26 protein-coding genes and 2 pseudogenes are annotated in these 26,380 nt (G+C 68.1%); 12 read left to right on the forward strand and 16 right to left on the reverse strand.

The genetic code is table 11. The features are described 5' to 3' along the window. The first annotated feature begins 19 nt into the window (after positions 1-19). Positions 20-1,036: a glycoside hydrolase family 76 protein gene (locus LCL61_RS07625; protein ID WP_340686191.1), complete on the forward strand. Its 1,017-nt coding sequence runs from the start codon at positions 20-22 to the stop codon at positions 1,034-1,036. A 17-nt stretch (positions 1,037-1,053) separates the two neighbouring features. Here LCL61_RS07625 and LCL61_RS07630 read toward each other — a convergent pair whose 3' ends face one another. The 3 genes from LCL61_RS07630 to LCL61_RS07640 all read right to left on the reverse strand — a co-directional run bounded on the left by LCL61_RS07630 (position 1,054) and on the right by LCL61_RS07640 (position 3,627). Continuing rightward, positions 1,054-1,587, reverse strand: coding sequence for a GNAT family N-acetyltransferase (locus LCL61_RS07630; RefSeq protein WP_340686192.1), 534 nt, complete (start codon positions 1,585-1,587; stop codon positions 1,054-1,056). Positions 1,588-1,634: 47 nt separating this feature from the next. After that, positions 1,635-2,504 (reverse strand): LacI family DNA-binding transcriptional regulator, encoded by an 870-nt coding sequence (locus LCL61_RS07635; RefSeq protein ID WP_034312391.1) that lies wholly within the window; start codon positions 2,502-2,504, stop codon positions 1,635-1,637. Between the two features lie 88 nt (positions 2,505-2,592). Then, positions 2,593-3,627, reverse strand: coding sequence for a LacI family DNA-binding transcriptional regulator (locus tag LCL61_RS07640; protein WP_126736104.1), 1,035 nt, complete (start codon positions 3,625-3,627; stop codon positions 2,593-2,595). A gap of 159 nt (positions 3,628-3,786) precedes the next feature. On the opposite strand from LCL61_RS07640, the gene LCL61_RS07645 reads away from it, so the two are divergent. The 6 genes and pseudogenes from LCL61_RS07645 to LCL61_RS07670 form a co-directional block, all read left to right on the forward strand. Beyond that, entirely contained in the window at positions 3,787-4,770 is a 984-nt protein-coding gene (locus LCL61_RS07645; protein WP_425341986.1) for a substrate-binding domain-containing protein, read from the forward strand. Further along, entirely contained in the window at positions 4,767-5,756 is a 990-nt protein-coding gene (locus LCL61_RS07650; protein WP_034312398.1) for an ABC transporter permease, read from the forward strand. Before LCL61_RS07645 ends, LCL61_RS07650 begins: the two co-directional genes overlap by 4 nt. Beyond that, positions 5,753-6,559 (forward strand): ATP-binding cassette domain-containing protein, encoded by an 807-nt coding sequence (locus LCL61_RS07655; protein ID WP_340686194.1) that lies wholly within the window; start codon positions 5,753-5,755, stop codon positions 6,557-6,559. Before LCL61_RS07650 ends, LCL61_RS07655 begins: the two co-directional genes overlap by 4 nt. 5 nt (positions 6,560-6,564) lie before the next feature. Next, complete coding sequence (locus LCL61_RS07660; protein ID WP_340688521.1) at positions 6,565-7,434, forward strand: PfkB family carbohydrate kinase; 870 nt, start codon at positions 6,565-6,567, stop codon at positions 7,432-7,434. Further along, positions 7,431-8,078 (forward strand): nucleoside/nucleotide kinase family protein, encoded by a 648-nt coding sequence (locus tag LCL61_RS07665; RefSeq protein ID WP_340686195.1) that lies wholly within the window; start codon positions 7,431-7,433, stop codon positions 8,076-8,078. Before LCL61_RS07660 ends, LCL61_RS07665 begins: the two co-directional genes overlap by 4 nt. Beyond that, a pseudogene (locus LCL61_RS07670) lies at positions 8,075-8,779 on the forward strand (SDR family oxidoreductase); the annotation flags it as partial. The gene LCL61_RS07665 and the pseudogene LCL61_RS07670, both read left to right, overlap by 4 nt. Before the next feature lie 31 nt (positions 8,780-8,810). On the opposite strand, the gene LCL61_RS07675 reads toward LCL61_RS07670, so the two are convergent. Together LCL61_RS07675 and LCL61_RS07680 are read right to left on the reverse strand one after the other, a co-directional pair. Next, positions 8,811-11,072 carry an MFS transporter gene (locus tag LCL61_RS07675; protein WP_340686196.1) on the reverse strand — a complete coding sequence of 754 codons (2,262 nt, stop codon included), beginning with the start codon at positions 11,070-11,072 and terminating at the stop codon, positions 8,811-8,813. Positions 11,073-11,076: 4 nt separating this feature from the next. Next, a complete protein-coding gene (locus tag LCL61_RS07680; protein ID WP_340686197.1) occupies positions 11,077-11,595 on the reverse strand; it encodes a MarR family transcriptional regulator in 519 nt (172 codons plus the stop codon). A 192-nt stretch (positions 11,596-11,787) separates the two neighbouring features. Here LCL61_RS07680 and LCL61_RS07685 point away from each other — a divergent pair, with 192 nt between their 5' ends. Then, positions 11,788-12,210, forward strand: a complete 423-nt coding sequence (locus LCL61_RS07685; RefSeq protein WP_340686198.1) for a PPOX class F420-dependent oxidoreductase — start codon at positions 11,788-11,790, stop codon at positions 12,208-12,210. A 70-nt stretch (positions 12,211-12,280) separates the two neighbouring features. Here the strand turns inward: LCL61_RS07685 and LCL61_RS07690 are convergent, their stop codons facing one another. Beyond that, positions 12,281-12,808 carry a TetR/AcrR family transcriptional regulator gene (locus LCL61_RS07690; RefSeq protein WP_340686199.1) on the reverse strand — a complete coding sequence of 176 codons (528 nt, stop codon included), beginning with the start codon at positions 12,806-12,808 and terminating at the stop codon, positions 12,281-12,283. A gap of 88 nt (positions 12,809-12,896) precedes the next feature. On the opposite strand from LCL61_RS07690, the gene LCL61_RS07695 reads away from it, so the two are divergent. Further along, positions 12,897-14,381 (forward strand): MFS transporter, encoded by a 1,485-nt coding sequence (locus LCL61_RS07695; RefSeq protein ID WP_340686200.1) that lies wholly within the window; start codon positions 12,897-12,899, stop codon positions 14,379-14,381. A 19-nt stretch (positions 14,382-14,400) separates the two neighbouring features. Then, entirely contained in the window at positions 14,401-15,789 is a 1,389-nt protein-coding gene (locus LCL61_RS07700; protein WP_340686201.1) for an FAD-binding oxidoreductase, read from the forward strand. A 392-nt stretch (positions 15,790-16,181) separates the two neighbouring features. Here LCL61_RS07700 and LCL61_RS07705 read toward each other — a convergent pair whose 3' ends face one another. The 4 genes from LCL61_RS07705 to LCL61_RS07720 all read right to left on the reverse strand — a co-directional run bounded on the left by LCL61_RS07705 (position 16,182) and on the right by LCL61_RS07720 (position 19,227). Next, the gene (locus LCL61_RS07705) at positions 16,182-16,904 is read right to left on the reverse strand and encodes a DedA family protein (protein WP_340686202.1); all 723 of its coding nucleotides are present in this window, start codon (positions 16,902-16,904) and stop codon (positions 16,182-16,184) included. Positions 16,905-16,958: 54 nt separating this feature from the next. After that, complete coding sequence (locus tag LCL61_RS07710) at positions 16,959-17,339, reverse strand: hypothetical protein (protein ID WP_340686203.1); 381 nt, start codon at positions 17,337-17,339, stop codon at positions 16,959-16,961. A gap of 18 nt (positions 17,340-17,357) precedes the next feature. Further along, a complete protein-coding gene (nagA, locus tag LCL61_RS07715; protein WP_340688522.1) occupies positions 17,358-18,560 on the reverse strand; it encodes an N-acetylglucosamine-6-phosphate deacetylase in 1,203 nt (400 codons plus the stop codon). Positions 18,561-18,651: 91 nt separating this feature from the next. After that, on the reverse strand, positions 18,652-19,227 hold the full coding sequence (locus LCL61_RS07720) for a SigE family RNA polymerase sigma factor (RefSeq protein ID WP_007032484.1): 576 nt from the start codon (positions 19,225-19,227) through the stop codon (positions 18,652-18,654). Positions 19,228-19,367: 140 nt separating this feature from the next. Here LCL61_RS07720 and LCL61_RS07725 point away from each other — a divergent pair, with 140 nt between their 5' ends. After that, on the forward strand, positions 19,368-19,643 hold the full coding sequence (locus tag LCL61_RS07725) for a YciI family protein (RefSeq protein ID WP_340686204.1): 276 nt from the start codon (positions 19,368-19,370) through the stop codon (positions 19,641-19,643). Between the two features lie 4 nt (positions 19,644-19,647). Here LCL61_RS07725 and LCL61_RS07730 read toward each other — a convergent pair whose 3' ends face one another. The 6 genes and pseudogenes from LCL61_RS07730 to LCL61_RS07755 form a co-directional block, all read right to left on the reverse strand. Next, positions 19,648-20,652 carry a PDR/VanB family oxidoreductase gene (locus LCL61_RS07730; protein ID WP_340686205.1) on the reverse strand — a complete coding sequence of 335 codons (1,005 nt, stop codon included), beginning with the start codon at positions 20,650-20,652 and terminating at the stop codon, positions 19,648-19,650. Further along, positions 20,649-21,515, reverse strand: a complete 867-nt coding sequence (locus LCL61_RS07735; RefSeq protein ID WP_340686206.1) for a metal-dependent hydrolase — start codon at positions 21,513-21,515, stop codon at positions 20,649-20,651. Before LCL61_RS07735 ends, LCL61_RS07730 begins: the two co-directional genes overlap by 4 nt. After that, on the reverse strand, positions 21,512-22,981 hold the full coding sequence (locus LCL61_RS07740; protein WP_340686207.1) for an NAD(P)/FAD-dependent oxidoreductase: 1,470 nt from the start codon (positions 22,979-22,981) through the stop codon (positions 21,512-21,514). Before LCL61_RS07740 ends, LCL61_RS07735 begins: the two co-directional genes overlap by 4 nt. A gap of 81 nt (positions 22,982-23,062) precedes the next feature. Continuing rightward, entirely contained in the window at positions 23,063-23,536 is a 474-nt protein-coding gene (locus LCL61_RS07745; protein ID WP_340686208.1) for a pyridoxamine 5'-phosphate oxidase family protein, read from the reverse strand. A 3-nt stretch (positions 23,537-23,539) separates the two neighbouring features. Then, complete coding sequence (locus tag LCL61_RS07750) at positions 23,540-24,430, reverse strand: SDR family oxidoreductase (RefSeq protein WP_340686209.1); 891 nt, start codon at positions 24,428-24,430, stop codon at positions 23,540-23,542. A 149-nt stretch (positions 24,431-24,579) separates the two neighbouring features. Further along, a pseudogene (locus LCL61_RS07755) lies at positions 24,580-25,481 on the reverse strand (aldo/keto reductase). Between the two features lie 50 nt (positions 25,482-25,531). On the opposite strand from LCL61_RS07755, the gene LCL61_RS07760 reads away from it, so the two are divergent. Next, complete coding sequence (locus LCL61_RS07760; protein WP_340686210.1) at positions 25,532-26,353, forward strand: LLM class F420-dependent oxidoreductase; 822 nt, start codon at positions 25,532-25,534, stop codon at positions 26,351-26,353. Positions 26,354-26,380 lie beyond the last annotated feature (27 nt).

Consider the following 26,380-nt stretch of genomic DNA (forward strand, 5'->3'; position numbering starts at 1 on the left):
GGCAAGGGATGATGGCTCGATGACTGCTCTCGCCGACCGGGCCGCGATCGCCGAGCGCGCGATCCGCGACCGGCATCTGCGCCGTGTGTGGGGGCTGCCCGGGACCGTGCTCGGCCGGAGCGGCTGGCCGTCGTCGGCGGGGCAGCGCGTCCACTGGCACTGGAACTACTGGTGGCAGGCACACCTGCTGGACACTCTCGTCGATGCCCAGCTGCGGGACCCTTCACCGCATCGGCTGAAACTGATCGACCGGTTCGTGGTGTCCGTGCGGCTGCGCAACTTCGGCAAGTGGATCAACGACTACTACGACGACATCGCCTGGCTCGGTCTCGCGCTGCAACGCGTCGGACATCTCGGGCTGGACGTCCGCGGCGGACTGGAGGCGATCAGCTCACGGCTGCGCGAAGGCTGGACCGACGACGCGGGCGGCGGGATCTGGTGGCGCGTCGGCGACGACTTCAAGAACGCGCCCGCGAACGGCCCGGCCGCGATCTTCCACGCCCGCGAAGGCGCCACGCAGCACGCTCGTGGTCTGACCGACTGGATGACCGAGTGGCTCGTCGACCCGGATTCCGGACTGGTGTGGGACGGCCTGCGGGTCGGCAGCGGGGAACTCGTCAGGCATATTTTCACTTACTGCCAAGGTGTTTACCTCGGCGCCTGCCTCGAACTGTCCGAAGTGGACAGAGTGGAGCGCACGATCCAGGCCGTTGCGGAACATGTCGCGCCGAACGGGGTGATCCGGGGGCAGGAAGGTGGTGACGGCGGCCTGTTCGCCGGGATCCTGGCGCGGTACCTGGCACTCGCGGCACCGCTGCTGCCGAGCGGGATCGCGCGCGAACTGGTCATCCGGTCGGCTGACGCCTGCTGGTCCGGTGCCACCGACACACCGCACGGGCCGCTCTTCAGCGCCGACTGGGCGACTCCGGCGCCTTCGCTGCCCCTGGCCGCTGACGCTCCCGAACGCGACCTGTCCGTCCAGGTGAGCGCGTGGATGCTGCTCGAAGCCGCGGCGACCCTGGAACACCGCATTTAGTCCTCTGAATGCGGTAGCTACCAGACGTCGCCCGCCCGCCAATCGCAGGTGATCTCCCCGTCCAGATCGAGAGTGACCCCCACCGGCAGGACGTGGATCGACCCGTCGTCCTCCTTCGTCGCCTCGATACCCGAAGGTGTCATGGCCGACGAAGTACCGCGCCACAGCAGCCAGCCTCGCGACGCGTAGAACTCCAGCGCCTCGTCGGACGCCGAAAGCGCCCCGAGGTCGTACGCCTTCCTCAGGACCCGCTCCAGCGCGTCCATCATCGCGGCGCCGTGGCCGCGCCGCCGGTGATCCGACCGGATGGCGACCGCCTCGACATAACCCGTGCGGAGGACCCGTCCGTCGTGCACGAGCCGCCGCTGGACCAGGGACGCGTGCCCGATCAGCTCGCCGCTCTCCCACACCAGCGTGTGCATGCCGCCGAGGGCGTTTTCCCAGTCGTGGTCACTGAAATCGCCGTCGAACGCGTCGTCCAGCAGCGCGCGTGCCGCCCTCAGCACGCCTGCTTCGAGGTCGGCGGTGTGCACGGTCCACAGGTCGGTCATTCCGCCATCTTCACCCGGCGGCGGCGTTCTGACCAGCGATTTGTGACTCAGCAGCCGCACGACTGACGGTGTATGAAGCGCGGTGCGAGCCGTACGGATTCGGGTCGTCGCTCAGGGTCGGTGATCCGGGCCAGCAGGAGTTCGACGGCCTTGCGCCCGATCTCCTCGATCGGCTGCGCCATCGTGGTGACCGCCGGGGTCACCTGGCCCGCCCACTCCATGTCGCCGTAGCCGACGATCGCGAGGTCACGCCCGATCCGGATGCCGAGCCGGTGCGCCTCGTACTGGACGCCGATCATCATCGCTTCGCTCGCCACCACGAGCGCGGTCGGCGAAGGCCAGCTGTCGAGCAGTTTCGCCGTCGCGGCGGCGGCTCCGCCCGGGGTCGACTGCCCGCACGCGACCAGCTGCGACGTCCACCGAAGGCCGGAGCGGCCGAGGCCGAGCCGGTAGCCCAGCGCCCGCTCCTCATAGGTGGTCATGTCCTCTTCGCCCGAGATGAAGCCGATCTTGCGGTGCCGCAGCCCGGCGAGGTGCCGCACGAGCGCGCACACGGCCTGGATGTTCTCGGAGCCGACCTGGTCGACGTCGTTGCGGCCGGCCATCCGGTCGACGAGCACGGTCGGCACACCCATCCGGACCAGTCCGTTGATCACCGCTTCGTCGCCTGCCGCCGGGACGAGCAGGACACCGTCGACGCGGTCCGCCCGCAGCGCGCGGATGACCGCGGCCTCTTCGGCGACGCTGTCGCCGGTGTCGGCGAGGGTGATCTCGCAGCCGTGACGGCGTGCGGCGCGGCGGATGGCGCGGACGAGTTCACCCGAATACGGGTTCGCGTGCATCGCCATGGCCACCCCGAACCGGTGGGTGACAGGGGTGTCCTCCCACAGGGGTAACGCCGGGGACAGTGCGGTCATCGCTCCACGCCTTCATTCGAGCTTGAATGACGGTAACGGCTGACGGAGCGTCGCTCGGCGGCGAGACCGGAAAGTCTCCCAACAATCATCAATGTGAGTGAACGAGAGCGCATCCGCAGGACGCGCGATGGCGGAGCGTAGGCGGAATCCGCATCGTCTGGGCCTTGCGTGCCGGATCGTTGATCCGGGCCAGCAGCAGGCGTACCGCCTGTGTGCCTATCTCCTCGATCGGCTGCGCCATCGTGGTCAGCGGCGGATCGACCAGATCGGCCCATTCGACGTCGTCGTAGACCACCACCGGCAGGTCGACGCCGGCCCGCAGCCCGCGGCGCCGCAGCTCGTGCAGCACCCCGACCATCATGGTGTCGTTGGCGACCACCAGCGCCGTCGGCGGCTCCGGCAGCGCGAGCAGCGTGCTCAGCGCGAGCGCCCCGCCCGCCTGCGAGGACTGGCCGCACGCGACCAGCTCCTCCGACCAGGTCAAACCCGAGCGGCCGAGCCCGAGGCGATAGCCGAGGATGCGCTCCTCGCTGGTGCTCAGGCCCGCGGTGCCGCTGATCATGCCGATCCGCTGATGCCCGAGCGACGCCAGATGCGCGGTCAGCGCGGACGTCGATTGGATGTTCTCCGCGCCGACCTGGTCGACGTCGGTGCGGGTGGAGAGCCGGTCGATGAGTACGGTCGGGACGTCGAGCGAGACGAGTTCGCCGATCACCGATCCGTCGCCCGGCGACGGTGTGATCAGCAGTCCGTCGACCCGGCGCGAACGCAGGGTCCGCACGGTCTCACGTTCGGTGTCGACGGTGTCGTGCGTGTCCGCGAGCAGGACCGTGTACCCGGCCAGCGCGGCTTCGCGTTCGATCGCCTGGATCAGGACGGCGAAGTACGGGTTCGCGATGAGGGAGATCGCGACGCCGATCGACCGCGTCCCCCCGGTCACCAGTGAGCGGGCGATGGCGTCGCCGGTGTAGCCGGTCTGCTCGATCGCGCGGAGGACGGCCAGTTTGGTGTCCTCGGCCACCGCCCTCGTCCCGTTGACCACGTGGGACACGGTGGTGATCGAGACTCCCGCCAGTTCGGCGATGTCGCGTTGGGTGGGGCGGGACGAGCGAGACGGCGGCATGACCAATCCTCGGGAAGGCAGCTGGCAAGCGTTTGCGCAAACGCTTGCGAGCGAGCATAACCCTGTCTACCTTCCGGTCCATCACGGACAGCCTTGAATCGGAGGGCATCCCCCATGAGACAGCGACGTCTTGGGAAACAGAGCCTCTTGGCGCTCGCCATGGCCACACTCGCGGTGACCTCGGCCGGGTGCACCGTCGAGCGCCACTGGGGTGGCGGATCGAACGCGGGCGGCGGTGGCAAGGCCAAGGTCGGCCTGGTCACCAAGACCGACACCAACCCCTACTTCGTGGAACTGAGAGCGGCCGCCAAGGCCGCCGCCGAGGCGAACGGCGCGGAGTTCAGCGCGCTCGCCGGCCAGTTCGACGGCGACAACGACGGCCAGGTCAGGGCCATCGAGAACCTCATGCAGCAGGGTGCCAACACCATCCTGATCACGCCGAGTTCCTCGACCGGCGTCCTCGACGCCATCGATCGCGCCCGCAAGGCCGGGGTGCTGGTCATCGCGCTCGACACGGCGACCGAACCGGACACGGCCGTCGACGCCACCTTCGCCACGGACAACTTCGAGGCCGGACGCCAGCAAGGCGCGTACGTCAAGGCCGCGCTGGCGGGCAAGCCGCCGAAGCTGTTCATGGTGGACGGCACCGCCGGGTCCACAGTGGACACCCAGCGGCACACCGGGTTCCTCAAGGGCATCGGGCTGACCGACGCGTCACCGGAGATCAAGGGCAAGACCCCCGCGAACGGCGACCAGAGCCTCGCGCAGCAGGGCGTGGAGAACCTGCTGCAGCGCACCACCGACATCAACGCCGTCTACACGATGAACGAGCCGATGGGCCGCGGCACCTACGCCGCGCTCCAGGCCCGGGGCCTGGTGAACCAGATCGTGATGGGCTCGATCGACGGCGGCTGCGAAGGCGTCAAGAACGTGCGCGACGGCCAGTACGCCGCCACGGTCATGCAGTTCCCCAAGAAGATGGCCGAGCAAGGTGTCCTCGCCGCCGTCGAATACGCCAAGACCGGGAAGAAGCCGAGCGGGTTCGTCGACACCGGTTCCGCGGTGATCACGGACAAGCCGATTCCCGGTGTGGAGAGCCAGGACACCAAGTGGGGCCTCGAGAACTGCTGGGGGACGAAGTGACGACCGCAACCCTGAAAGGCAACGAACGCCCGTCCATCGGCGAGTTCTTCCTGCGCGCGCCCGCCGTCGGGCCCGCGCTGGCCCTGCTCGTCGCGATCGTGGTGTTCTCCCTTTCGACGGACACCTTCCTCGATCTCGACAACCTTTCCCTTGTGGTGCAACAGTCCCTGGTGGTCGGCACGCTCGCCCTCGGGCAGACGCTGATCATCCTGACCGCGGGTATCGACCTGGCCAACGCGGCCGCGATGGTGCTCGCGACGCTGATCATGGCGAAACTCGTGGTCGGCGGCGTCTCAGGGATCTGGGCGCTGCTGCTGGGCATCGTGGCGACGGTGGTGATCGGCATGGTCACGGGCTCGCTGGTCACCCGGATCAAACTGCCGCCGTTCATCGTCACGCTCGGTCTGCTGACCGTGCTCACCGCGGCCGCCAAACTGTTCGCGAGCGGGCAGGCCGTCCCGGTCGCCGACGAACTGCTCAAATGGCTCGGCACCCGCCGGTACCTGTTCGGCGGCATCCCGATCACCTACGGCATGACGCTGGCTTTGCTGATGTACCTGGGACTTTGGTACGCGCTCACGCGGACGCCGTGGGGCAAGCACGTCTACGCGGTCGGCAACGCGCCGGAATCCGCGCGGCTGTCCGGGATCAAGGTCAACCGCACGATCCTTTCGGTGTACATCGTCGCCGGCGTGATCGTCGGGATCGCCGCCTGGCAGGCGCTCGGCCGTGTGCCGAACGCCGACCCGAACGCCTTCCAGCTCGGCAACCTCGACTCCATCACCGCGGTGGTGCTCGGCGGCGCGAGCCTGTTCGGCGGCCGGGGTTCCGTGCTCGGCACGATGATGGGCGCGCTGGTCGTCGCGGTCCTGCGGTCCGGGCTGACCCAGCTCGGCGTGGACGCGCTCTACCAGGACGTCGCCACCGGTGCCCTGCTCATCGGCGCTGTCTGCGTCGACCGTTTCGCGAGGAGGCGGCAGTCATGACGACACCCACGTTGTCCGCGCAGGGCCTGGTCAAACGCTACGGCCGGGTCACCGCCATCGACGGCGCCGACTTCGAACTGTTCCCCGGTGAGGTGCTCGCCGTCGTCGGCGACAACGGCGCCGGGAAGTCGAGCCTGATCAAAGCCCTTTCGGGAGCGGTGATCCCGGACGCCGGAGAGATCAAAGTGGACGGTCAGACCGTCCACTTCAAGTCCCCTTTGGACGCTCGACACTACGGGATCGAGACGGTGTACCAGGATCTCGCCGTCGCGCCCGCGCTCGACATCGCGTCGAACATGTTCCTCGGCCGGGAAAAGCGGCGTAAGGATCTCTTCGGGCAGCTGTTCCGGAAGCTGGACACGGCGGCCATGCGGGCCGACGCGCAGCGGATCCTCGACGAGCTCGGCATCAACATCAAGTCCATCACGCAGCCGGTGGAGACGTTGTCCGGCGGACAGCGCCAGGGTGTCGCGGTCGCGCGGGCGGCGGCGTTCGGCACCAAGGCGGTGATCATGGACGAGCCCACCGCCGCGCTCGGCGTCGCCGAATCCGGCAAGGTGCTCGACCTGATCAACCGCATCCGCGAACGCGGCCTGCCGGTGGTGCTGATCAGCCACAACATGCCGCACGTGTTCGACATCGCCGACCGCATCCACGTGCACCGCCTCGGCAAGCGGGTCGCCGTGGTCTCGCCGAAGACGCACACGATGAACCAGGTCGTCGGCCTGCTCACGGGTGCGCTGAAGATCGGTGAGAACGGCGAGGTCGAAGAGGTCGCGTCGGCCGTTCACACGGGGCTGTAGTGAGAGTGCTGCTGGCGGGCCTGTGCACCGTCGACCAGGTTCAGCGCGTCGCCGAGATCCCGGCGCCGGGCGAGAAGGTGCGTTCGCTGTCGATGGACGTCGCCGCCGGGGGGCCGGCGACGAACGCGGCGGTGACCGTGGCCGCGCTCGGCGCCGGAGCGACGCTGCTGACGGTCGCCGGTGCGCACCCGCTGGCGGTACTCGCCCGAACGGACCTCGAAGCGCACGGCGTCGACCTGGTCGACCTCGACCCCGGACGGCCCGATCCGCCCGCGATCAGCGCCATCGTCGTCCGTGACTCCGACGGGGAACGCACCGTCGTCTCGCGCAACGCCCACTCCTCCACGCATTCAGTCCTCTCGATGCGGTCCTTGCACGCGCAACTACCGCATTCAGAGGACGAAATGCCCGGGTGCGTGCTCCTGGACGGACACCATCCGGAAGCGGCTCTGGAGGTCGCACGCTGGGCGAAGGAGCGCGCGATACCGGTGGTGCTCGACGCCGGGAGCTGGAAGCCGGTCTTTCCCGAACTGCTGCCCCTCGTCGACATCGCCGCGTGCTCGTCGCTGTACCGCGGGGACGACCCGCGCGAGCACGGCGTGCCCGTGGTGATCACGACCGCGGGCCCCGATCCGGTGCGCTGGTCGACGGCGGACGGATCCGGTGCCGTCCCCGTCCCTGTCACCCAGGCGCGTGACACGCTGGGCGCGGGCGACGTCTGGCACGGAGCTTTCGCGTACGCGGTCGCCCGGGACCAGGGGGACGTTCCGGGCTGGATCGCGTTCGCCAACGAGGTGGCCGCCGAACGGGTGCGGCATGAAGGACCGAGGTCGTGGACGGCCGCGGTCGCGAAGATGGGAGAAGGACAGTCATGACCGCCATGCCTCCGGTGTTCGAGGACTTGTTGAGCAGGGCCCAGGCGCTCGCGAAGCCGGGACAGCGCAGTGTGCTCGGCATCGTCGGCGCCCCCGCGTCCGGCAAGACGACACTGGCCTGGGGCCTGGCCAAGGCGCTGGGCACGAGGGCCGCGGTGGTCGGGATGGACGGTTTCCACCTGGCGCAGGTCGAACTGCAGCGGCTCGGGCGGGTGGAGCGCAAGGGCGCCCCGGACACCTTCGACGCCGCCGGGTATGTGCACCTGCTGCGCAGGCTCGCCGAAGGCCGCGAGACGGTCTACGCGCCCGAGTTCCGCCGGGAGATCGAGGAGCCGATCGCCGGCGCCGTCGCGGTCACGCCGGACGTCCCGCTGGTCATCACCGAGGGCAACTACCTGCTCATGCAGGACGACCCGTGGAGTGGCGTGAAGCCGATCCTCGCCGAGTCGTGGTTCCTCGCGCCGGACGAACCCGAGCGCATCGAGCGGCTCGTCTCGCGGCACCGCCGCTACGGCCGTTCGCTGGTCGAAGCGCGTCGCCGCGCGCTCGGCTCCGACCAGCGCAACGCCGATCTGATCGCGTCCACCAGCGGCCGGGCCGACCTGGTCCTCGAGAACCTCCCGCTGGTCAACTTCGCCATATGAGTGGTGTTCTCGTCGTCACCGGCGGCAGCAAGGGGATCGGCGCGGCGGTCTGCGAACTGGCCGCCGCGCGCGGTTACGACGTCGTCGTCAACTACGCGGGTGACCCCGAAGCGGCCGAGGATGTCGCTTCGCGCGTCCGGAAACACGGCGTCCAGGCGATCACCCGGCGCGGTGACGTCGCGTCCGAAGACGACGTGGTGGCCCTGTTCGACGCCGCCGTCGAGCTCGGCCCGCTCGCCGGGCTGGTCGCGAACGCGGCCATCACCGGCAACACACCGGGCCGTTTCGACGAATACGACGTCGATGTCGTCCGTCGTGTCGTCGATGTCAACGTCACGGGAGTCTTCCTGTGCGTCCGCGAGGGCATCCGCCGGATGTCCACCCGGTACGGCGGTGACGGCGGCGCGATCGTGACGCTGTCCTCCACCGCCGCGCGGACCGGTTCGCCGGGGGAATGGGTCCACTACGCGGGCACCAAGGCGGCCGTCGAAACGATGACCTACGGCGTGGCGCAAGAAGTCGCGAAAGAATCCATCCGGGTCAACGCTGTCGCACCGGGCATGATCCACACGGGACTGCACGCCGCGGCGGGAATGCCCGATCGCATGGAGCGGATCGCGCCGACCATTCCGATGGGACGGGCGGGCGAGCCCGGCGAAGTCGCGGAAGCCGTGCTGTGGCTGCTTTNCATCGCGAAATCTGCGATGAAACGCCCCTTCATTGCAAGCCGGACTAGTGCTCGACGAGCTCGTCGAGCGCCTGGTCGTAGCTCAGCCGGACGTCGTGCTCGGCCTGGTCGCCGCCCAGCAGCTCCACCCGGCTGGTCGCGGGCGGGTAACCGCTGGCGATCACCGTGTAGGTCCCGGCGGGCAGGTCACTGACCGTGTAGTTGCCCTCCGCGTCGGTCCTCGCCACGGCGGCGACGCCACCCGAGGAGTCGAGCACGGTGATCCGCGCGTCCGGCACCACCCGGTCACCGTCGGTGCGGGCGACACCGCTCAGCAGGATCGTGCTGACCAGCTCGAAGTCGTGACGCAGCACCCCGGCTCCGGTGGCGGTCAGCGTCGCCGCGACCGGCCGGAACCAGCGGCCGCTGGCGACGAGCGTGTACCGCCCGCCCACAATGCCGGCGAACGAGTAGACGCCGTTCTCGTTCGTGTGCGTCCTGGCCACCTGGTTGCCGTTGTGGTCGATCAGGGTCAGCGCCGCACCCGCGACGTTCGTGGCGTCGTCCCGGCGGACATGCCCGCTGATCTGCGCGGATCCGGCCCGGTATGCCCCGTTCCCGTTGGTCATCGCGTGCTTGCCCACCTCGACGGGCGCGGTCACGACCGTCTTCTCGGACGCCGTTTCGACAGGCGCGTCGTCCTCTTCGAGGAGCGCTTCGCCGCCTTCGAGAGCCGAAGCCGCCGAAGGAGCCGAGCCGCCGAGAAGCGGGATCTCCTTCATGAACATCAGGACCAGCGTCGCCAGCAGCGCGACCGCGCCCGCCACGTAGAACACCGTGGTGATCGACTCGGTGAAGCCGATCAGCACCGGGGTCTTGATGGCCTCGGGCAGGTTCGCGATACCGCTCGTGTTCGTGGTGAGGTCGCCCAGTGCCGCGGCGCCTTCACCGGTCGGCGCGGTGCCGCCGAACGCCTTGGTGATGTTGCCCGGCAGGACGTTGAACAGGATCGTCAGGAACACCGCGACACCCGCGGTACCACCGATCTGCCGGAAGAACGTCGCCGAAGCGGTCGAGACGCCCATGTCGCTGCGCGGGCCCGCGTTCTGCACCGCGATGATCAGCGTCTGCATGCAGGCACCGAGGCCGAGCCCGATGATCGCGGCCGCGACCAGCGGGTGCCACAGCGCGCTGTTGTACTCGACCTGCGCGAAGAAGAACGCGCCTCCCGCGATCAGCAGCGTGCCGACCACCGGGAACACCTTGTAGCGGCCGGTCTTGCTGGTGATCTGGCCCGAGATGATCGAACCGCTCATGATGCCCGCCATCAGCGGGATCATCAGCAGCCCCGACTCGGTCGGCGAGAACTCCTGAACCACCTGCATGTACTGCGGGATCATCATGATCGCGCCGAACATCGCGACACCGACGATGACGCCGCCGATGATCGCGACCGTGAAGGTCGAGTTCTTGAACAGCCGCAGCGGGATCAGCGCCGCGTCCTTCATCAGCTTCTCGATGAAGATGAAGGCGACCACGCCGATGGCGCCGATGACGTAGCAGATGATCGCGTTCTGCGAGCCCCAGCCCCACTTGTTGCCCTGCTCGGCGACGATCAGGAACGGGACGACGGCGACGATGAGCGCGAGCCCGCCCCACCAGTCGATCTTGTGGTCGTGGCGCTGGTGCGGCACGTTGAGCACGCGGGCGACGACGAACAGCGCGACGATCGCGATCGGCACGTTGATCAGGAAGACCCAGCGCCAGCCGTCGATCTGGTAGCCGAAGACGGTGCCGAGCGTGTCGAAGTCGGCGAAGAACCCGCCGAGCACCGGGCCGAGCACGGTGGAGATACCGAACACGGCGAGGAAGTAACCCTGGTAGCGGGCACGTTCCCGCGGCGGAACGATGTCGCCCATGATCGTCATCGCCAGCGACATCAGGCCGCCGGCACCGAGGCCCTGGATCGCGCGGAACGCGGCGAGCTCGTACATCGACGTCGCGAAGGCCGAGGCGACCGAGCCGATCAGGAAGATCGAGATCGCGGCGATGTAGAACGGCTTGCGCCCGTAGATGTCGGACAGCTTGCCGTAGATCGGCGTGACGATCGTCGAGGTGATCAGGTAAGCCGTGGTGATCCAGGCCTGCAGGTCGAACCCGTTGAGGTCGTTCGCGATGCGGACGATCGAGGTGCCCACGATCGTCTGGTCGAGCGCGGCGAGGAACATGCCCGACATCAGGCCGATCAGGATCGTGACGATCTGACGGTGACTGAGCCGGGGACCGTCTTCTTCGACGGCTGGTGGACTTTCTACTGCGGAACTCATTGCTTCAGGCCCCCTTGGCCTTCGACGCCGACGCGGGATCGGCGAACTGTGGAGATGTTTTTTCGAGGTCGTCGTTCAGCCGGTGGAACAGCGAGTTGAGGGTTTTCCGGTCGTCGTCGGACCAGTCGCCGAGCACCTCGGCGAGCCACTGATTCCGCTGCTTGCGGTTCTCCTCGAACACCCGATGCCCTTCGGCGGTCGGTGCGAGCAGGCAGGCGCGGCCGTCTTCGGGGTCGGCCAGGCGCTCGACCAGCCCGTGCTGGACGAGAGAGCTCGACTGCCTGCTGATGGTCGAGATCTCGGAGTGCAGGAACTCGGCGAGTTTGCTGGTCCGCTGGGGTCCGACGTGGATGAGGCAGAAGAGGATCGCGTACGCGGCCCGCTCGATACCGTCCGGTCCCTGCTTGGACACCTGGGACTTCGCCCGGTTGACCAGGCGCACGAGCCGCACGAGCTCATGCCCGAGGGTGTCGGCCAGATCGAGGTCGGCGTTCGACCTGGTGCCGGGTGTCGTGGGTGTCATGGTGGTCTCTCTCGCCGGTTGCTTGGTCACTGCAACTAGTTGCCTAGAGCAAGGATGTTCCTCCCAAGGATGCTTCGCAAGGAGAAAGTGACGTTGTGTGTCGGATGACACTTTAGTTGCCGCATGCAAGCACATTTATTCGTGCATGTTTGTCCGGTTCGCCCTGAACTGCACTTTTGCTTTGATGGAGTCATGACCGACTCCGCGCTCTACGCGATCCTCGCCGCCCGCAACTTCGGCACCCTCGCCACTATCAAGCGGGACGGCAGGCCACAGCTGTCGACCGTCAATTACCTCTACGACGCGGACGCCGGCGCGATCCTGATCTCGATCACCGCACCGCGCGCCAAGACGAAGAACCTTCAGCGCGATCCGCGGGCGACGTTCCACGTGTCGACCGAGAGTGGCGACGGCTACGTCGTCGTCGAGGGGCCGGCGGTGCTCACGCCGACCGCCGCTTCGCGCGACGACGCGACCGTCGACGCGCTGGTGGACCACTACCGGCGGGCCAGGGGTGAGCATCCGGACTGGGACGAGTTCCGTGACGCCATGGTCGCCGACCGGCGCGTTCTGCTCACCATCCCGATCGAGCGCGTCTACGGGCTGCGGATGTAGGCCCCCTGCGTTTCGTCCTCTGAATGCGGTCGTTGCACGCGCAAGGACCGCATTCTGAGGACGAAACGCGTCAGCGCTGGATGCGGGCCTTGATCTCGTCGATCCGGTCGAGCAGGGGGCTCGCGTCGTCCCGGCCGAGCGCCGCCCGCAGGTAGAGGCCGTCGCCCACCAGGATGATCAGTTCGGCGGTCAGCGGGTCGTCGACGTGCTCGCTGATCAGGTCGTGGATCTTCTGGTTGTAGACCTGGGCGACCTCGGCGACCCGCGGTTCGTTGAGCATGATCCGGATCGTCGCCATGGTCGTGCGGTGCAACGGCTTGCGCTGGGTCACGTCGGTGATGGCGGTGCGCAGGTACCAGGAAACGACGCCTTCCGGCGCCTTCTGCGCCTCTTCGAGATCCGCCTCCGACAACGTGGCGAGACGTTCCATCAGGCCGTCCACCAGGGCTTCCTTCGAGCCGAAGTGGTAGAGCAGGCCACCCTTCGAGACGTCCGCGTGCGCGGCGACGGCGTCGAGGGTGACCCCGCCGGGGCCTTGCTCGATGAGGATCTCCTCGTAGGAGTCGAGGATGCGTTCCTTCGCGGTGGGCTTCGCCATATCAGTTGACTATACCGTCTGGACGGTTTACCTTCGGATGAGGCGGTAACTGTACCGTCCAGACGGTTTAGCTCAAGGAGAGTGCGCCATGGCGAGGCGCAAGCAGTGGTGGGCGTTGGCGGTACTGGTGCTTCCGGTGCTGCTGATCAGCGTGGACATGACGGTGCTCGGGTTCGCGCTGCCGTTCCTGTCCGAGGATCTGGCGCCCACCGGTCCGGAGCAGTTGTGGATCGTCGACATCTACTCGTTCATGCTGGCCGGCCTGCTGGTCCTGATGGGCACGCTCGGTGACCGCATCGGCCGTCGCAAGCTGCTGCTCATGGGCGCCGCGGCCTTCGGCGCCGCATCGGTGCTCGCGGCCTTTTCGACCAGCGCGTTCATGCTGATCATCGCCAGGGCGCTGCTCGGCGTGGGTGGCGCGACGCTGATGCCGTCGACGCTGTCGCTGATCCGCAGTATCTTCGTCGACCCGAAACAGCGCCGGATCGCGATCGCCGTGTGGAGTGCCGGGTTCTCCGGCGGGATGGCGGTCGGGCCGGTGCTCGGCGGCTGGCTGCTGGAGCACTTCTGGTGGGGTTCGGTCTTCCTCATCAACGTCCCGGTGATGGTGGTGCTGCTGATCGTCGGACCGTTCGTGCTGCCGGAGGCGCGTGACCCGAAGCCGGGCCGCTTCGACCCGCTGTCGGCGCTGCTGTCGCTGGCCGCGATGCTGCCGGTGGTCTACGGCATCAAGCTGGTCGCCGAACACGGCTTCACCTGGAAGGCCGCGGTCAGCGTCGTGATCGGGCTCGCGCTCGGTGTCGTGTTCGTCCGCAGGCAGAACAGCCTCGACGAGCCGATGCTCGACCTGAAGCTGTTCTCGAACCGGGCCTTCAGCGGCTCCGTCGTGACGAACATGCTCGGCGTGTTCGCCATGGTCGGCCTGCTGTTCCTGGTGCCGCAGTACCTGCAGCTGGTGCTCGGGTTGACCCCGGTCGTCGCCGCGCTGTGGATGCTCCCGGCGACGATCGCCGGTGTCGCCGGAGCGCTCCTCGCGGCGTGGCTCGCGAAGCGGATCCGGGTATCGCTGCTGGTCAGCGGTGGTCTCCTGGTCGCGGCGGTCGGCTTCCTCGCGCTGACCCAGGTGTCGTCCGGCGGCGGGCTCGCGTACGTGGTGGTGTCGTTCACGCTGCTCGGCGGCGGTGTCGCCCTCGCGGAGACGCTGACGAACGACCTGGTCATCTCGGCCGCCCCGGCCGAACGCGCCGGAGCCGCTTCGGCGATCTCCGAGACCGGGTTCGAGCTGGGCGGGGCGCTCGGCACGGCCATCCTCGGCAGCGTCGCGACCGCGGTCTACCGGTCCGGCCTGCCGGAGGGGACGGCCGAATCCGCCCGGGACACGCTTGGCGGCGCCGTCGCGACGGCGCAGCAGCTCGACCCTGCCGCGGGGCAGGCGCTCCTGGAATCGGCTCGCGAAGCCTTCACCCAGGGGGTGCACGTTACCGCGTGGGCGGGGGTGGCCGTGCTCGTCTATACAGGTGTTCAGGCCTTCGTCCTGCTCGATCGGAAAAAAATTTCCGCAGTGCGGATCTAATCGAGCTTACGATGGGGGCATGAGCAACCATGCCCTGGTCACCCGGCTCCGCGAGCGTCTCGGCGACGCCGCGGTGCTCACCGACGCCGACGTCACGGACGCCTACTCGCGCGACATGATGCCGCTGGCCGACAGCGGCAAACCTCTCGCGGTGGTGCTGCCGTCCGATGTGGAGGGTGTGCAGGCCGTGGTCAAGGCCTGTGCGGAGTTCGAGGTGCCCATCGTGCCCCGCGGCGCCGGCAGTGGTCTGTCCGGCGCCGCGAACGCGATCGACGGCTGTGTCGTGCTGGTGCTGACCAAACTCGACCGGATCGTCGAGATCGACGAAGGCAACCGGCTCGCCGTCGTGCAGCCCGGCGTGGTGAACCTCGATTTCCGCAACGCGGTGGAGAAGCACGGCCTGTTCTATCCGCCGGACCCGTCCAGCTACGACTGGTGCACCATCGGCGGGAACCTGTCCACCAACGCCGGCGGACTGTGCTGTGTGAAGTACGGCGTCACCACGGATTCCGTGCTGGGACTGGAAGTCGTGCTCGCCGACGGCTCCGTGCTGAAGACCGGGCGCCGCACGGTGAAGGGGGTCGCGGGCTACGACCTCGCACGGCTCTTCGTCGGGAGTGAGGGCACGCTCGGCGTGATCACGCAGGCGACCGTCGCGCTGAAACCGTTGCCACAGCTGCCCGCCACGCTCGTCGCCGCCTTCAACAGCACGGAGGCCGCGGGCGAGGCGGTCGCGCGAGTCGTGCGTGAGGGACTGGTGCCGTCGCTCATGGAGATCATGGACGCGACGTCCATCAAGGCGGCCGAGGCCTACCTCAAGACCGACCTCGGCACGAGTTCGGACTGCAAGGCCTTGCTGCTCGCGCAATCCGACTCCGGCGGCGAGGTCGCCCGCCGGGAACTCGCGGCGCTGGAACAGATCTGTGTCGACTGCGGCGCGGATCTGGCCTACGCCACCGAAGATCTCGAAGAGGGCAAGATGCTGCTGCAGGCGCGGCGGGTCGTGCTCACCGCGCTGGAGATGTACGGCGTCTGGCTGACCGACGACGTCTGTGTGCCGCGCACGCGCATCGCCGAGCTGATCGCCGGCTGCGAGCGGATCAGCGAAGAGGTCGGGTTGCGGATCGCCGTCGTCGGCCACGCCGGTGACGGCAACATGCACCCGACGATCGTCTACGCGCCCGACTCCGAGGAGGAGTTCGCCCGCGCGCGGACGGCCTTCGACGCGATCCTCGACGTCAGCCTGTCGCTGGGCGGGACGGTCACCGGCGAGCACGGCATCGGCCGGATCAAACGCGAGTGGCTCGCGAAGGAGATCGGCGAGGTCGGCATCCGCGTGCACCGGCAGATCAAGCAGGCACTGGACCCGGGGAACCTCTTCAACCCGGGCTCGATGTTCTCCCTCTGACCCTCGTGAGTGGTTGAGGGGTAAGGGCAAAAGGGTGTCGGCTCACCAACGCGTAGTGAAGGCCTCCTTCCCTACCTTCAGAGTAAGGAAGGAGGCCTTCACTACCGCCTGGGCCGATCTCTCGCGCTCTCCATCTCCGCTGAGGTTGCGAAAGGTGGGGTGAAGGCTCCCTTCGCCGCATCAGATGCGGCGAAGGGAGCCTTCGGCCCTGAGGGCGTGCTCGGGGCTGTCGGTCCCGCCGCCGTCCCGCCCAAGTACATGAAGGCCCCCTTCCTTGCGCTAGACAGANGAGCATTCGGCCAAGTAGCGGTTAGCGTGCGATTCTGACAGGCGATAGCCCTTCCTTGCGCTAGACGCAAGGAAGGGGGCCTTCATGTACTTCGCGTAAGGGGTCAGTCGCGCACGCGCGGGATCTGCTGCGTGATGTCCTCGGCGGTGTCGGCGACGAGGCCGGTCGCGGTGTCCGCGTGCTTCTTCTCGCGGCGGGCCTTGAGGTACTCGATCACGATCGGCACCACCGACACCAGCACGATCAGGATGAAGATCGCGTCGATGTTGTCTCGGATGAACGGGATGTCGCCGAGCAGGTGGCCGAGCGCGGTGATCCCGGCGGCCCACAGGATGCCGCCGATGACGGTGTAGGTGAAGTACTTCTTCGGGTCCATCTTGCCGATCCCGGCGATCCAGGTGATGAACGTCCGCACGAACGGCACGAACCGCGCCAGCACGACCGCCTTCGGCCCGTGTTTCTCCAGGAAGGCGTGGGTCTGGTCGACGTACTTCTTGTTGAAGAACTTCGAATCCGGTTTGCGGAACAGCCAGGGGCCGACCTTCCAGCCGAGTCCGTAGCCGAGCATGTTGCCGAGCAGTGCGGCGACGGTGACCAGAACGCAGACCAGCCACAGCGGGGCTTGGATCTTGTCCCCGGCGATGAGCAGGCCCGCGGTGAACAGGAGGGAGTCACCGGGCAGCACCGGGAAGATGCTGCTCTCGATGAAGATGATCAAGCAGAGAATGGTGATGACCGGGACGGTCAGCCCGTCGAGCAGGTGGATCGGGTCCAGCCACTCCGGCAGGAGGCCCATCGTCGTCACGTTGTTCTGCGCCAGGATCACACCAAAACGGTACAGGGTGACGCTGAGTGCCTTGACCCGGCGGGAGAGGGCGGCTCAGATCAGCGTGAGCAGCCCGATCACCGAGCCGGCGGCGAGCCCCAGCAGGACAGCCAGCAGCAACACCCAGTACGCGGGCAGAGGCGGGCTGCTCGGCGAAGGTGCCGGAGGCGGGGTCGGACGCTCCGCCAGCCTGGCCGTTTCCGCGTCCTCCAGCGCGACGCGCTCCCGTTCGAGCGAGCCGGCGCCGGCACCGGACAGCAGCCCGTACTGCAGCGGCAGCTCGTGTTCTCCAGGAGCCCCGGAGTTACTCTCGGTGTCCGTTTCGGCCTGTTTGTCCGCAGTCGTCTCGGAGACCCGCTCCGCCGAAGGGGCGAAGACGGCTTGAGCGCGCAGGGCGTCGGTTAGGAGCTTCTCCGGGTCCTTGGGCTCGCTCATCCAGGACTCCTTTCGCCGCTACCCGTCGCTGACCGACACGCCGCCTTCGACCGCCCCGCTCAGCGGGGCCGTGGCGCTCAATGTAGCCGCAGCGTCGTCCTTGACCCACTCGCCCTGACGAAGCACCTTGACCGGCCGCAGGTCGCGGTCGAGCACGACGAGGTCGGCCGCGAGCCCGGCGCGCAGCGAGCCGGTCCGGTCGGCGATGCCGAGCAGTTCGGCGGGGCGCCCGGAGGTCGCACGGACGGCGTCGAGCAGGTCGATGCCCGCCCCGCGGACCAGGTTGCGGAAGGCCGCGTCCATGGTCAGCGTGCTGCCCGCCAGCGAACCGTTGCCCGCCAGAGTGGCGACACCGTCACGGACGTCGACCTCGAGGCGGCCGAGGATGTAGCTGCCGTCCGCGGCGTCGGTGGCCGACATGGCGTCGGTGATGAGCACCGTCCGGCCCTTGCCCGCGTGGTGCGCGGCCAGCCGCAGCACGGTCGGGTGCACGTGGACGAGGTCGCAGATCAGCTCGACGGTGATGCGCTCGTCGTCGAGGAGCGCGCCGATCGGGCCGGGTTCGCGGTGGTGGAGAGGCCGCATGGCGTTGAAGAGGTGCGTCGCGACGGAGGCGCCCGCGTCGATCGCGGGGAGGATCTGGTCCTCGACGCCGTCGGTGTGCCCGATGGCGGCGATGACGCCCGATTCGGCCAGTTGCCGGACCGCCTTGATCCCGCCGTGCAGTTCGGGGGCGAGGGTGACCATCCGGATGTCGCCGCGGCCGGCGCCGAGTAGCGCGTTGACCGTCGCCGTGTCCGGCTCGATCAGCGTCGCCGGGTCGTGCGCTCCGCACCGCGCCTTCGAGATGAAGGGTCCTTCAAGGTGAATTCCGGCAAGTTCACCCTCTTGGACCAGCTCACGCAGGGCCGCGATCTGGTCCCTGAGCACCGGGACGGGGTCCGAGACCAGACTGCCGAGCATGGTCGTGGTCCCGTGCCGCCGATGCGCGCGGACCGCGCGGAGCAGCTCCTCGGGGTTCGCGCTGGAGAACGACCCGCCCCCGCCGCCGTGGCAGTGGGTGTCGACGAAGCCGGGCACGACCAGGCACCCGTCGACGTCCACGCGGTCGATGTCCGGGGGTGTCCCGGAACCGATTTGGACGATCTTGCCGCCGGCGATAGCCAGCCAGCCGTCGTCGAGTACACGGTCCGGGGCGACGACCCGGCCGCCCACGATCACGAAATCTCCGGCGCCTCTCACGCCCCCCAGCATATATTGGTCTGGACCAAGCATGGCGGCACAACCCAGCGGTCGAGATGAAGGCCGGGCATCAGTTCGGTGACTGCATCGCTTTCTGCAGTGCCTCCAGCGCCCGGCTGGCGGTTGACTTAACGGTACCTTTCGAGATCCCCGCGGCCTCGGAGATTTCGGCCTCACTCAGCCCACCGTAGTAACGGAGGACCAAAACCTCGCGCTGGCGAGGGGGCAGTTTGGACAAAGCGCTCACCACGGCCTGATGTTCACTCGACAGCATGGCGAGGCTTTCGGCCGAACGCGCGTTGACGGCGTGCGGTGCGACGTACTCGCGGGCGGTCTTGCGGCGACGCAGCACACTGCGTGATCCATTGACCACGGCGGTGCGCAGGTATCCGACGGCCGCGGCGGCGTCACGCAGGCGTCCCCAGTTGCGGTGCAGCCCGGTGAAGGCCTCCTGGACGACGTCCTCGGCGGTCGCGGGTTCGTCCACGAGCAGGATGGCCAGCCGGACGAGCCGCATCCGGTGCTGGCGATAGAGATCCTCAAGGGTCAGCGGTGCCGCAGGCGGCGGTGGCGTGACCGGTCCGTCCATGGTGCGCAAGTGGCCGAGGGTCGCCTCGACACTGCGTTCCGCATTGCCCTCGAGCATGTACCCCTACCTGTTCATTTACCCCTTTGAAGCACAACCTGTGCGTGGCGCTCGATCAGCGTATCGGGTGGGGCGGGAGTCCTGCCTGATCGGATCCTGAGAAGCTGGGGGCGTCTGTTGGAGCGACCTTGGAGATGTCGATGGCCTGGTTCCTGGTGGAGATCACGTACGTGCAGGAGAAGCTGGCGGACGTGCGCCCCCGGCACCGGGAATTCCTTTCCCGCCTCGCCGACCAGGGCGTCGTCGCGCTCGGTGGCCCGCTGGGCGACGGCTCCGGCGGGATCTCGATGTACCAGGCGGCGGACGAGGCTGCGTTGATGGAGATCATCGACCAGGATCCGTACCACCTCGAAGGTGTCGTCGCGGAGCGGACGGTGCGCGAGTTCAAACCGGTGATCGGCGCCTGGATCCCCTGACGGCTCAGAGATCGAGGGTGACCGGCTCGCGTTCGACGCAGACCCGGACGCGGTCGCCGGTCACCGTCGGCAGTTCGCACGTCCCGCAGAACCCCTGACGGCACGAATACGCGATACCGGGCACGGTTTCGCGCAGGACGTCGAGCGTCGTCCGGTCGGCGGGCACGTCCAAAATCCTGCCGCTGCGGGCCAGTTCGACGCGGAACGGCTTGCCGCCGACGATCGGCGGAGTCGAGAACCGTTCGAAGAACACCGGCCCCGAAGCACGCAGTGCCGCGTCCGTGCGGACGCCGACGATCATCGGAACCGGGCCGCAGCAGTAGATCGGCGCGCCTTCCGGGGCGCCTTCGAGAAGTTCGGCGCCCGAAGCGGGAATCCCGTAGTCCGTGTCCGGACGAATCCAGACACGATCCCCGAATTCGGATAACTCCTCCTGGAACGGCATCGAGGCTTCGTCGCGCCCGGTGTAGACCAGCCGCCAGTCCGCGCCCGCCGCGGCGGCTTGCCGCACCATCGGCAGGATCGGCGTGATCCCGATACCGCCCGCGATGAACAGGTACGCCGGGCTCGCGACGAACGGGAACGCGTTGCGCGGGCCGCGCGCCGTGATCCGGGCGCCCTTCTTCAACGCGTGCACCGCCGTCGACCCCTCGCCGAGCAGGCGGACACCGACGCGGTAGGCCGAGCGGTCGTCCGGATCGCCGCACAGGGAGTACTGACGGACCAGCCCCGGCCGTGGCGAAAGGTCGATGTGCGCGCCGGGCCGCCATCGCGGCAGCGGTTCGCCGCGTTCGTGCACCAGCCGCAGGCCGGCGACGCCGTCGGCTTCGGTACGGACCTCGTCGACGACCAGCGGGAGATCACGGTCGACGGCGACCACCGGCGGCCGACGGCGGCCGCTCACCCCGCTGAGCCTGCGGTACAGCGCGACGACACCGGTCAGGGCCGCCATCGCGCGGTCGGTCCGCCCGCTGCCGTCGAGCCGCAGCGGCCGGGTCGGCGGCGTCACTGGGGTTCGTCGGCGGCCAGCGCGGCCGGCGAACTCGCGAGGTACGCGACGGCCTGATCGGTATTGCCCGTTTCCGTCGGGTGGTAGGACTTCCGGAAGTACGGCCGGATCTCGCGCCGCAACTGCTTGCCCGACGGCAGGAGCCCGAGCTTCGCCACGCGCAGATAGGTCCGGAAACTCGTCTTGCCTGGCCGCGTCGGGTCGTTCTTCATGAGGAACCTGGTGCCCCGCAGGAAAACCCAGGCGAGCACCGGCGTCACCACGAGCATGCTGCGCACGCGGCGGGTGTAGCGGCCGTCGAGGTGCATGAACAGATCGAAGGCGACCGAGCGGTGCTCGACCTCTTCGGCACCGTGCCAGCGCAGGAGGTCCAGCATCGTCGGGTCGGCGCCCGCTTTGTCGAGCGCTTCGGCGTCGAGGATCCACTGGCCGAGGAAAGCGGTGTAGTGCTCGATCGCGGCGATTACGGCGAGCCGTTCGATCAGCCATTCCTCGCGCCGCTTGGCGGAAAGCTCGCGGTCGCCGAGGAGACGGCGGAACATCCACTCCATCTGCGCGATGTACGGCCGGACGTGGACGCCCGCCGCTTCGAGGTGTTCGGCGGCGCCGTCGTGCGCCTCGGCGTGCATGGCCTCCTGGCCGATGAAGCCGAGGACGTCCTCCTTGAGGCGCTCGTCGCGGATCAGCGGTACGGCCTGCTTGAACACCTCGACGAACCAGCGTTCGCCCTCCGGCAGCGCCAGATGCAGCACGTTGATCGTATGCGTCGCCTGCGGTTCGCCCGGGATCCAGTGCATCGGCAACGACGCCCAGTCGAACTCGACGTCGCGCGCGTGCAGGACGATCTGCTCGTGGTCCGTCACGACGACCTCCCGCTGAGTTCGTAGTCACTCGGGTCGACTTTGCGGGTTTCGAGCCAGTAGCGCCAGGTGAAGCCCGGCCAGATCGTCCGGTTGACGCCTTTCGCGTCGAGGTACCAGCTCTTGCAGCCGCCCTGGGTCCACACACCCTTGACGAGTTTGTCCTGGATCTCTTGCTGGAACTTCTCCTGCACACCGGCGCGGACGTCGAGCGCGGCGGCGCCACGCGAATCGGCGAGCTGGATCGCGTCGACGACGTACCGCGCCTGGGACTCGATCATGAAGACCACGGAGTTGTGGCCCAGCGCGGTGTTCGGGCCGAGGAGGAAGAACAGGTTCGGGAAGCCGGAAACGGTGATGCCCTTGTGCGTGTGCATCCCCTCGGTGGCCCATTCCTTGGCGAGGTCGCGGCCGTCGATCCCGGTGATGTCCAGGTATTCCAAGGCATCCGTGACCTTGAAACCGGTGCCGTAGATGATCGCGTCGACCTCGTGCTCGACGCCGTTCCCGTCGACGACACTGCGCGCCTTGACCTCGCGCACGCCTTCGGTGTTGACGTCCACATTGGACCGGTTGATCGCCGGGTAGTAGTCGTTGGAGATCAGCACCCGCTTGCAGCCCATGGTGTAGTCCGGGGTGACCTTCTTGCGCAGCTTCGGATCCTTGATGGCCTTGCCGATGTGGCGCTTCGCGATCACCTCGCCCGCCTTCATGATCGCGGGATGGCCGTTGAAGCCGACGGCGCGCACTTCGAGGAACCAGTAGAGCGCGTTGCGGTAGAGCCTTTGCACGCCGGGAATCCGGCGGAACGCGGTCTTGGCCCAGCCCGGCATGGCGTGGTCGGGCTTCGGCATGATCCACGGCGGCGTGCGCTGGAACAGGGTCAGCTCGTCGACCTCGGGGGCGATCTTCGGGACGAACTGGATCGCACTGGCGCCGGTGCCGACCACGGCGACCTTCTTGCCGCGCAGGTCGTACTCGTGGTTCCACTGCGCGGAATGCCAGGTCTGGCCCTTGAACTTCTCGATGCCGGGCAGCTCGGGCACCTGCGGGATGTGCAGGCCGCCGACGCCCGAGATCAGGAACTGGGCCTCGAACTCACCCGACTTCGTGTGCACGTGCCAGCGGCGCTTGGTGTCGTCCCAGGTGGCGCCGGTGAGCTCGACCCCGAAGCGGATCTTGCGCCGCAGCCGGTACTTGTCGGTGACATCCTTCAGGTACTGGAAGATCTCCGGGGCGGGCGAGAACGATCGCGACCAGTCCGGGTTCTGCTCGTACGAGAACGAGTACATGTGGGACTGCACGTCGCAGGCGCAGCCGGGGTACGAGTTGTCGCGCCACGTACCGCCGACTTCGTCCGCCTTCTCCAGGATCACGTAGTCGGAGATCCCGGCTTTTTCGAGCTGGATGGCCTGGCCGAGCCCGGAAAAACCGGTGCCCACGATCACGACCTTGAATCGCTCGGTCATCTGGCAATCCTCCACTTCGAGGCGTTCGTGCCCAGATGACGTTACCTCAAGTAACAGTTACTTGCTAGTACTACCTACCCGTCAGTATGTGCCGCCGAGCTTCGTGTGGTCCCAGCTCACGATCTTCGTCGGTCGGAAAATCAGCCCGATCCGCTTCGGGGCCTGCTTGCCGATGAAGCCCGTGAGCTCGTCCGGAACGGGATCGCCCGGCTTCGCACCCGCGTATCGCTGCATGAGCTGGATACCCATCTGGGTGACCACGGCCGTATCGGTGATGACCTCGACATCGGCTTCTAGCGAGACCCCGCGCAGCTTCTCGTAGCTTTCGCCGTCCTCGATCAGCACGGTGGCGCGCGGGTCGCGCTCCAGGTTCTTCGCCTTCTGGGAGGTGCCGTAGGTCCAGGTCGCCACGCCGGACTCGTGCGGGTAGTACCAGAGTGGCGCCAGATGTGGGCGGCCGTTCGGGCCGATCGTCGCGACGTTGATGACCTTCTGCTCGTCGAGGTAGGCGGCGAGTTCGTCCGGTGACATGCGGATCTGGTCGCGACGGGACATACGTCAGCCCTTTCGTGTGGCGGCCCGGCCTGCCTGACCGGTCACTGAAGATTCGTACGCGCCGCGCTCCTTGATGTCCATGAGCGCGGCGGCGTCGGCCTTCTTGATCCGGCTCTTGGCGCCGATCTCGATGATCGGCGGCAGGAACGCGCGGATCAGCTTCAGGCCGCCGACCCAGCGGGGCACGTGCACGGTGCGGGCACGCTTGTTGACCCCGGCCTGGAGGTGGTCGAGCGCGACGGACAGCGGGTAGGTCTTGCCGAGCAGGCCGGGCATGCCGGCGCGGAGCTTGCCGAAGACCGGGTGCTGGTCGGCGCTCTCGACGAGGTCGGTGCGGATCCAGGTCGGGTGCGCGACGCCGACCTTCACGCCGAGGTGGGCGACTTCGGCGCGGAAGCTGTTGCAGAACGCCTCGACGCCGGCCTTCGCGGCGGCGTAGTTGGCCATGCCCGGGGCGTGCGTGATCGCGGCCAGCGAGGAGATCGCGAGCAGGTAACCCTTGCGGTCGATGACATGCGGAAGGGTGACGCGGAAGGTGCGCCAGACGCCGAGGAGGTCGACCTCGATGACCTTCTCGAAGGCGGCCGGATCCACCGACCGGACGAAACCGGAGGTCGCGATGCCGGCGTTCGCGATGACGATGTCGATCCCGCCGAAGTGTTCGACGACGCCCGTGGTCGCGCGTTCGAGGTCGTCCCAGCTGGTGACGTCGGCTTCCCAGGCGTGGGCGCTGGGGCCGATCTTGTCGGCGACCGCCTGCTGTTCCTTGGCTTCGATGCCGACCAGTGCGACCTTCGCGCCCTGCGCGGCCAGGCGCTCGGCGAGTCCCGCGCCGATGCCCCTCGCGGCGCCGGTGATCAGGACGACCTTGCCGTTCACGCTGTTCTTGGCCACGTTGCCTCCTCGTCCGAGCCCTAAGGCTTTCGGACGGTACCTCAACCTACCCGGAGTAAGCTACCCGCAAGTAAGTCCGCGTTCCGTCCTCTGGATGCGGTAGTTCGTGGTGCCAACTACCGCATCCAGAGGACGAAATGCGGGGGGTGTCAGCGCGAGGCGGAGGTGAGGGCGTCGATCTCGCCGGGGGTAAGCGAGAGGTCGACGGCGGGCAGGAGGTCGTTCAGCTGCTCGACCGAGCGGCCGCTCGCGATGGGCGCGGTGACGGTCGGCCGCGCGAACAGCCAGGCGAGGGAAACGGCGGCGACCGGGACGCCGCGACCTCGTCGAGCGCCGAGAGCACCCGCTCGCCGCGTTCGTCCAAATAGGACGAAGCGCGGGCGGCGCGCGGACTGTCGCCGAGGTCGTCCTTCGACCGGTACTTCCCGGCGAGAAAACCCTTGGCCAGCGAGAAATACGGCAACGTGGTCAGACCTTCGCGCTCGACCGTCGGCGCCAGGTCCCGCTCGTAGTCCCGCGCGACGAGGTTGTAGTGCGGTTGCAGCGCGACGAACTTCGACAGCCCCTCGCGGTCCGAAATGGACAGTGCCTCGCTCAGCCGTTCGGCCGAGTAGTTCGACGCCGCGATGTAACGGACCTTGCCCGCGCGCACGAGCGCGTCGAAGGCGCGCAGCGTCTCCTCGATCGGGGTGTCCGGATCGTCGATGTGCGCGTAGTAGAGGTCGATGTGATCGGTCCGGAGCCGTCGGAGCGAGTCTTCGGCCGCCGCCGCGATGTTCGCCGCCGACAGGCCCTTCCGCTCCTCCCACATCCCGGTCTTGGTCGCGATGACGACGTCGTCGCGGCGGCCGCGCTTGGTCAGCCGGTCGCCGATGATCGTCTCGGAGCCGCCTGCCGAATAGAGGTCGGCCGTGTCGATGAAGTTGCCGCCCGCCGCCGTGTAGGCGTCGAGGACGGCGAAGGACCGCTGCTCGCCCGCGGTCCAGCCGAAGACGTTCCCGCCGAGGTTGATCCCACGGACGTCGAGGTCGGTGTTCCCGAGTTTCGCCATACCCCGAACTTGAGGGAAGACATCGCCCGCTCGCGGTGTTGCCTCGGTACATGGGAATCGAACTCGGCAGGATCGGCATCTGGCAGCACGAAAGCGTGTTCACCCCCGGACTCGCGCGCGAGCTGGAGGAACTCGGATACGGCGCCATCTGGCTCGGCGGATCGCCCGCGGGTGACCTCGCGAAGGCGGAGGAACTCCTCGACGCGACGAAGACGATCAAGGTGGCCACCGGCATCGTCAACATCTGGAAGGACGACGCGGCCACGGTCGCGGAGTCCTACAAGCGCATCGAGGCGAAACACCCGGGCCGCTTCCTGCTCGGTGTCGGCGCCGGGCACCGCGAGCACACCGCGGAGTTCAAGAAGCCGTACACGGCGCTGGTCGAGTACCTCGACGCGCTCGACGCCGCCGGAGTGCCCGTCGAAGGCCGCGCGCTCGCCGCGCTCGGCCCGAAGGTGATCAAACTCGCAGGGGAACGCACGGCGGGCGCTCACCCGTACCTGATGACGCCCGAGCACACGCGCCAGGCGCGGGAAATCCTCGGGGAGGGGCCGCTGCTCGCGCCCGAGCAGAAGGTCGTCCTCGAGACCGATCCGGCGAAGGCTCGCGAGATCGGGCGGGGCACCGTCAAGTTCTACCTCGGCCTCGTCAACTACACGAACTCCCTGCGTAAACTCGGTTTCACCGACGAGGACCTGGCGGGCGAGGGCAGTGACAAGCTGGTCGACGCGCTGGCCGTGCACGGCGACGCCGAGACGGTCGCCCGCGGCGTCACCGCGCATATCGAAGCCGGGGCGGACCACGTCAACATCCAGGTACTGAACCAAGACCCCCTGCCGGTCTACCGGGCGCTCGCCGCGGTCCTCCTCTGACGCGACGGCTGTAGGCACCTCCCGGCC

It is taken from the genome of Amycolatopsis coloradensis (genome assembly GCF_037997115.1).
Taxonomy (GTDB): Bacteria; Actinomycetota; Actinomycetes; order Mycobacteriales; family Pseudonocardiaceae; genus Amycolatopsis; species Amycolatopsis coloradensis_A.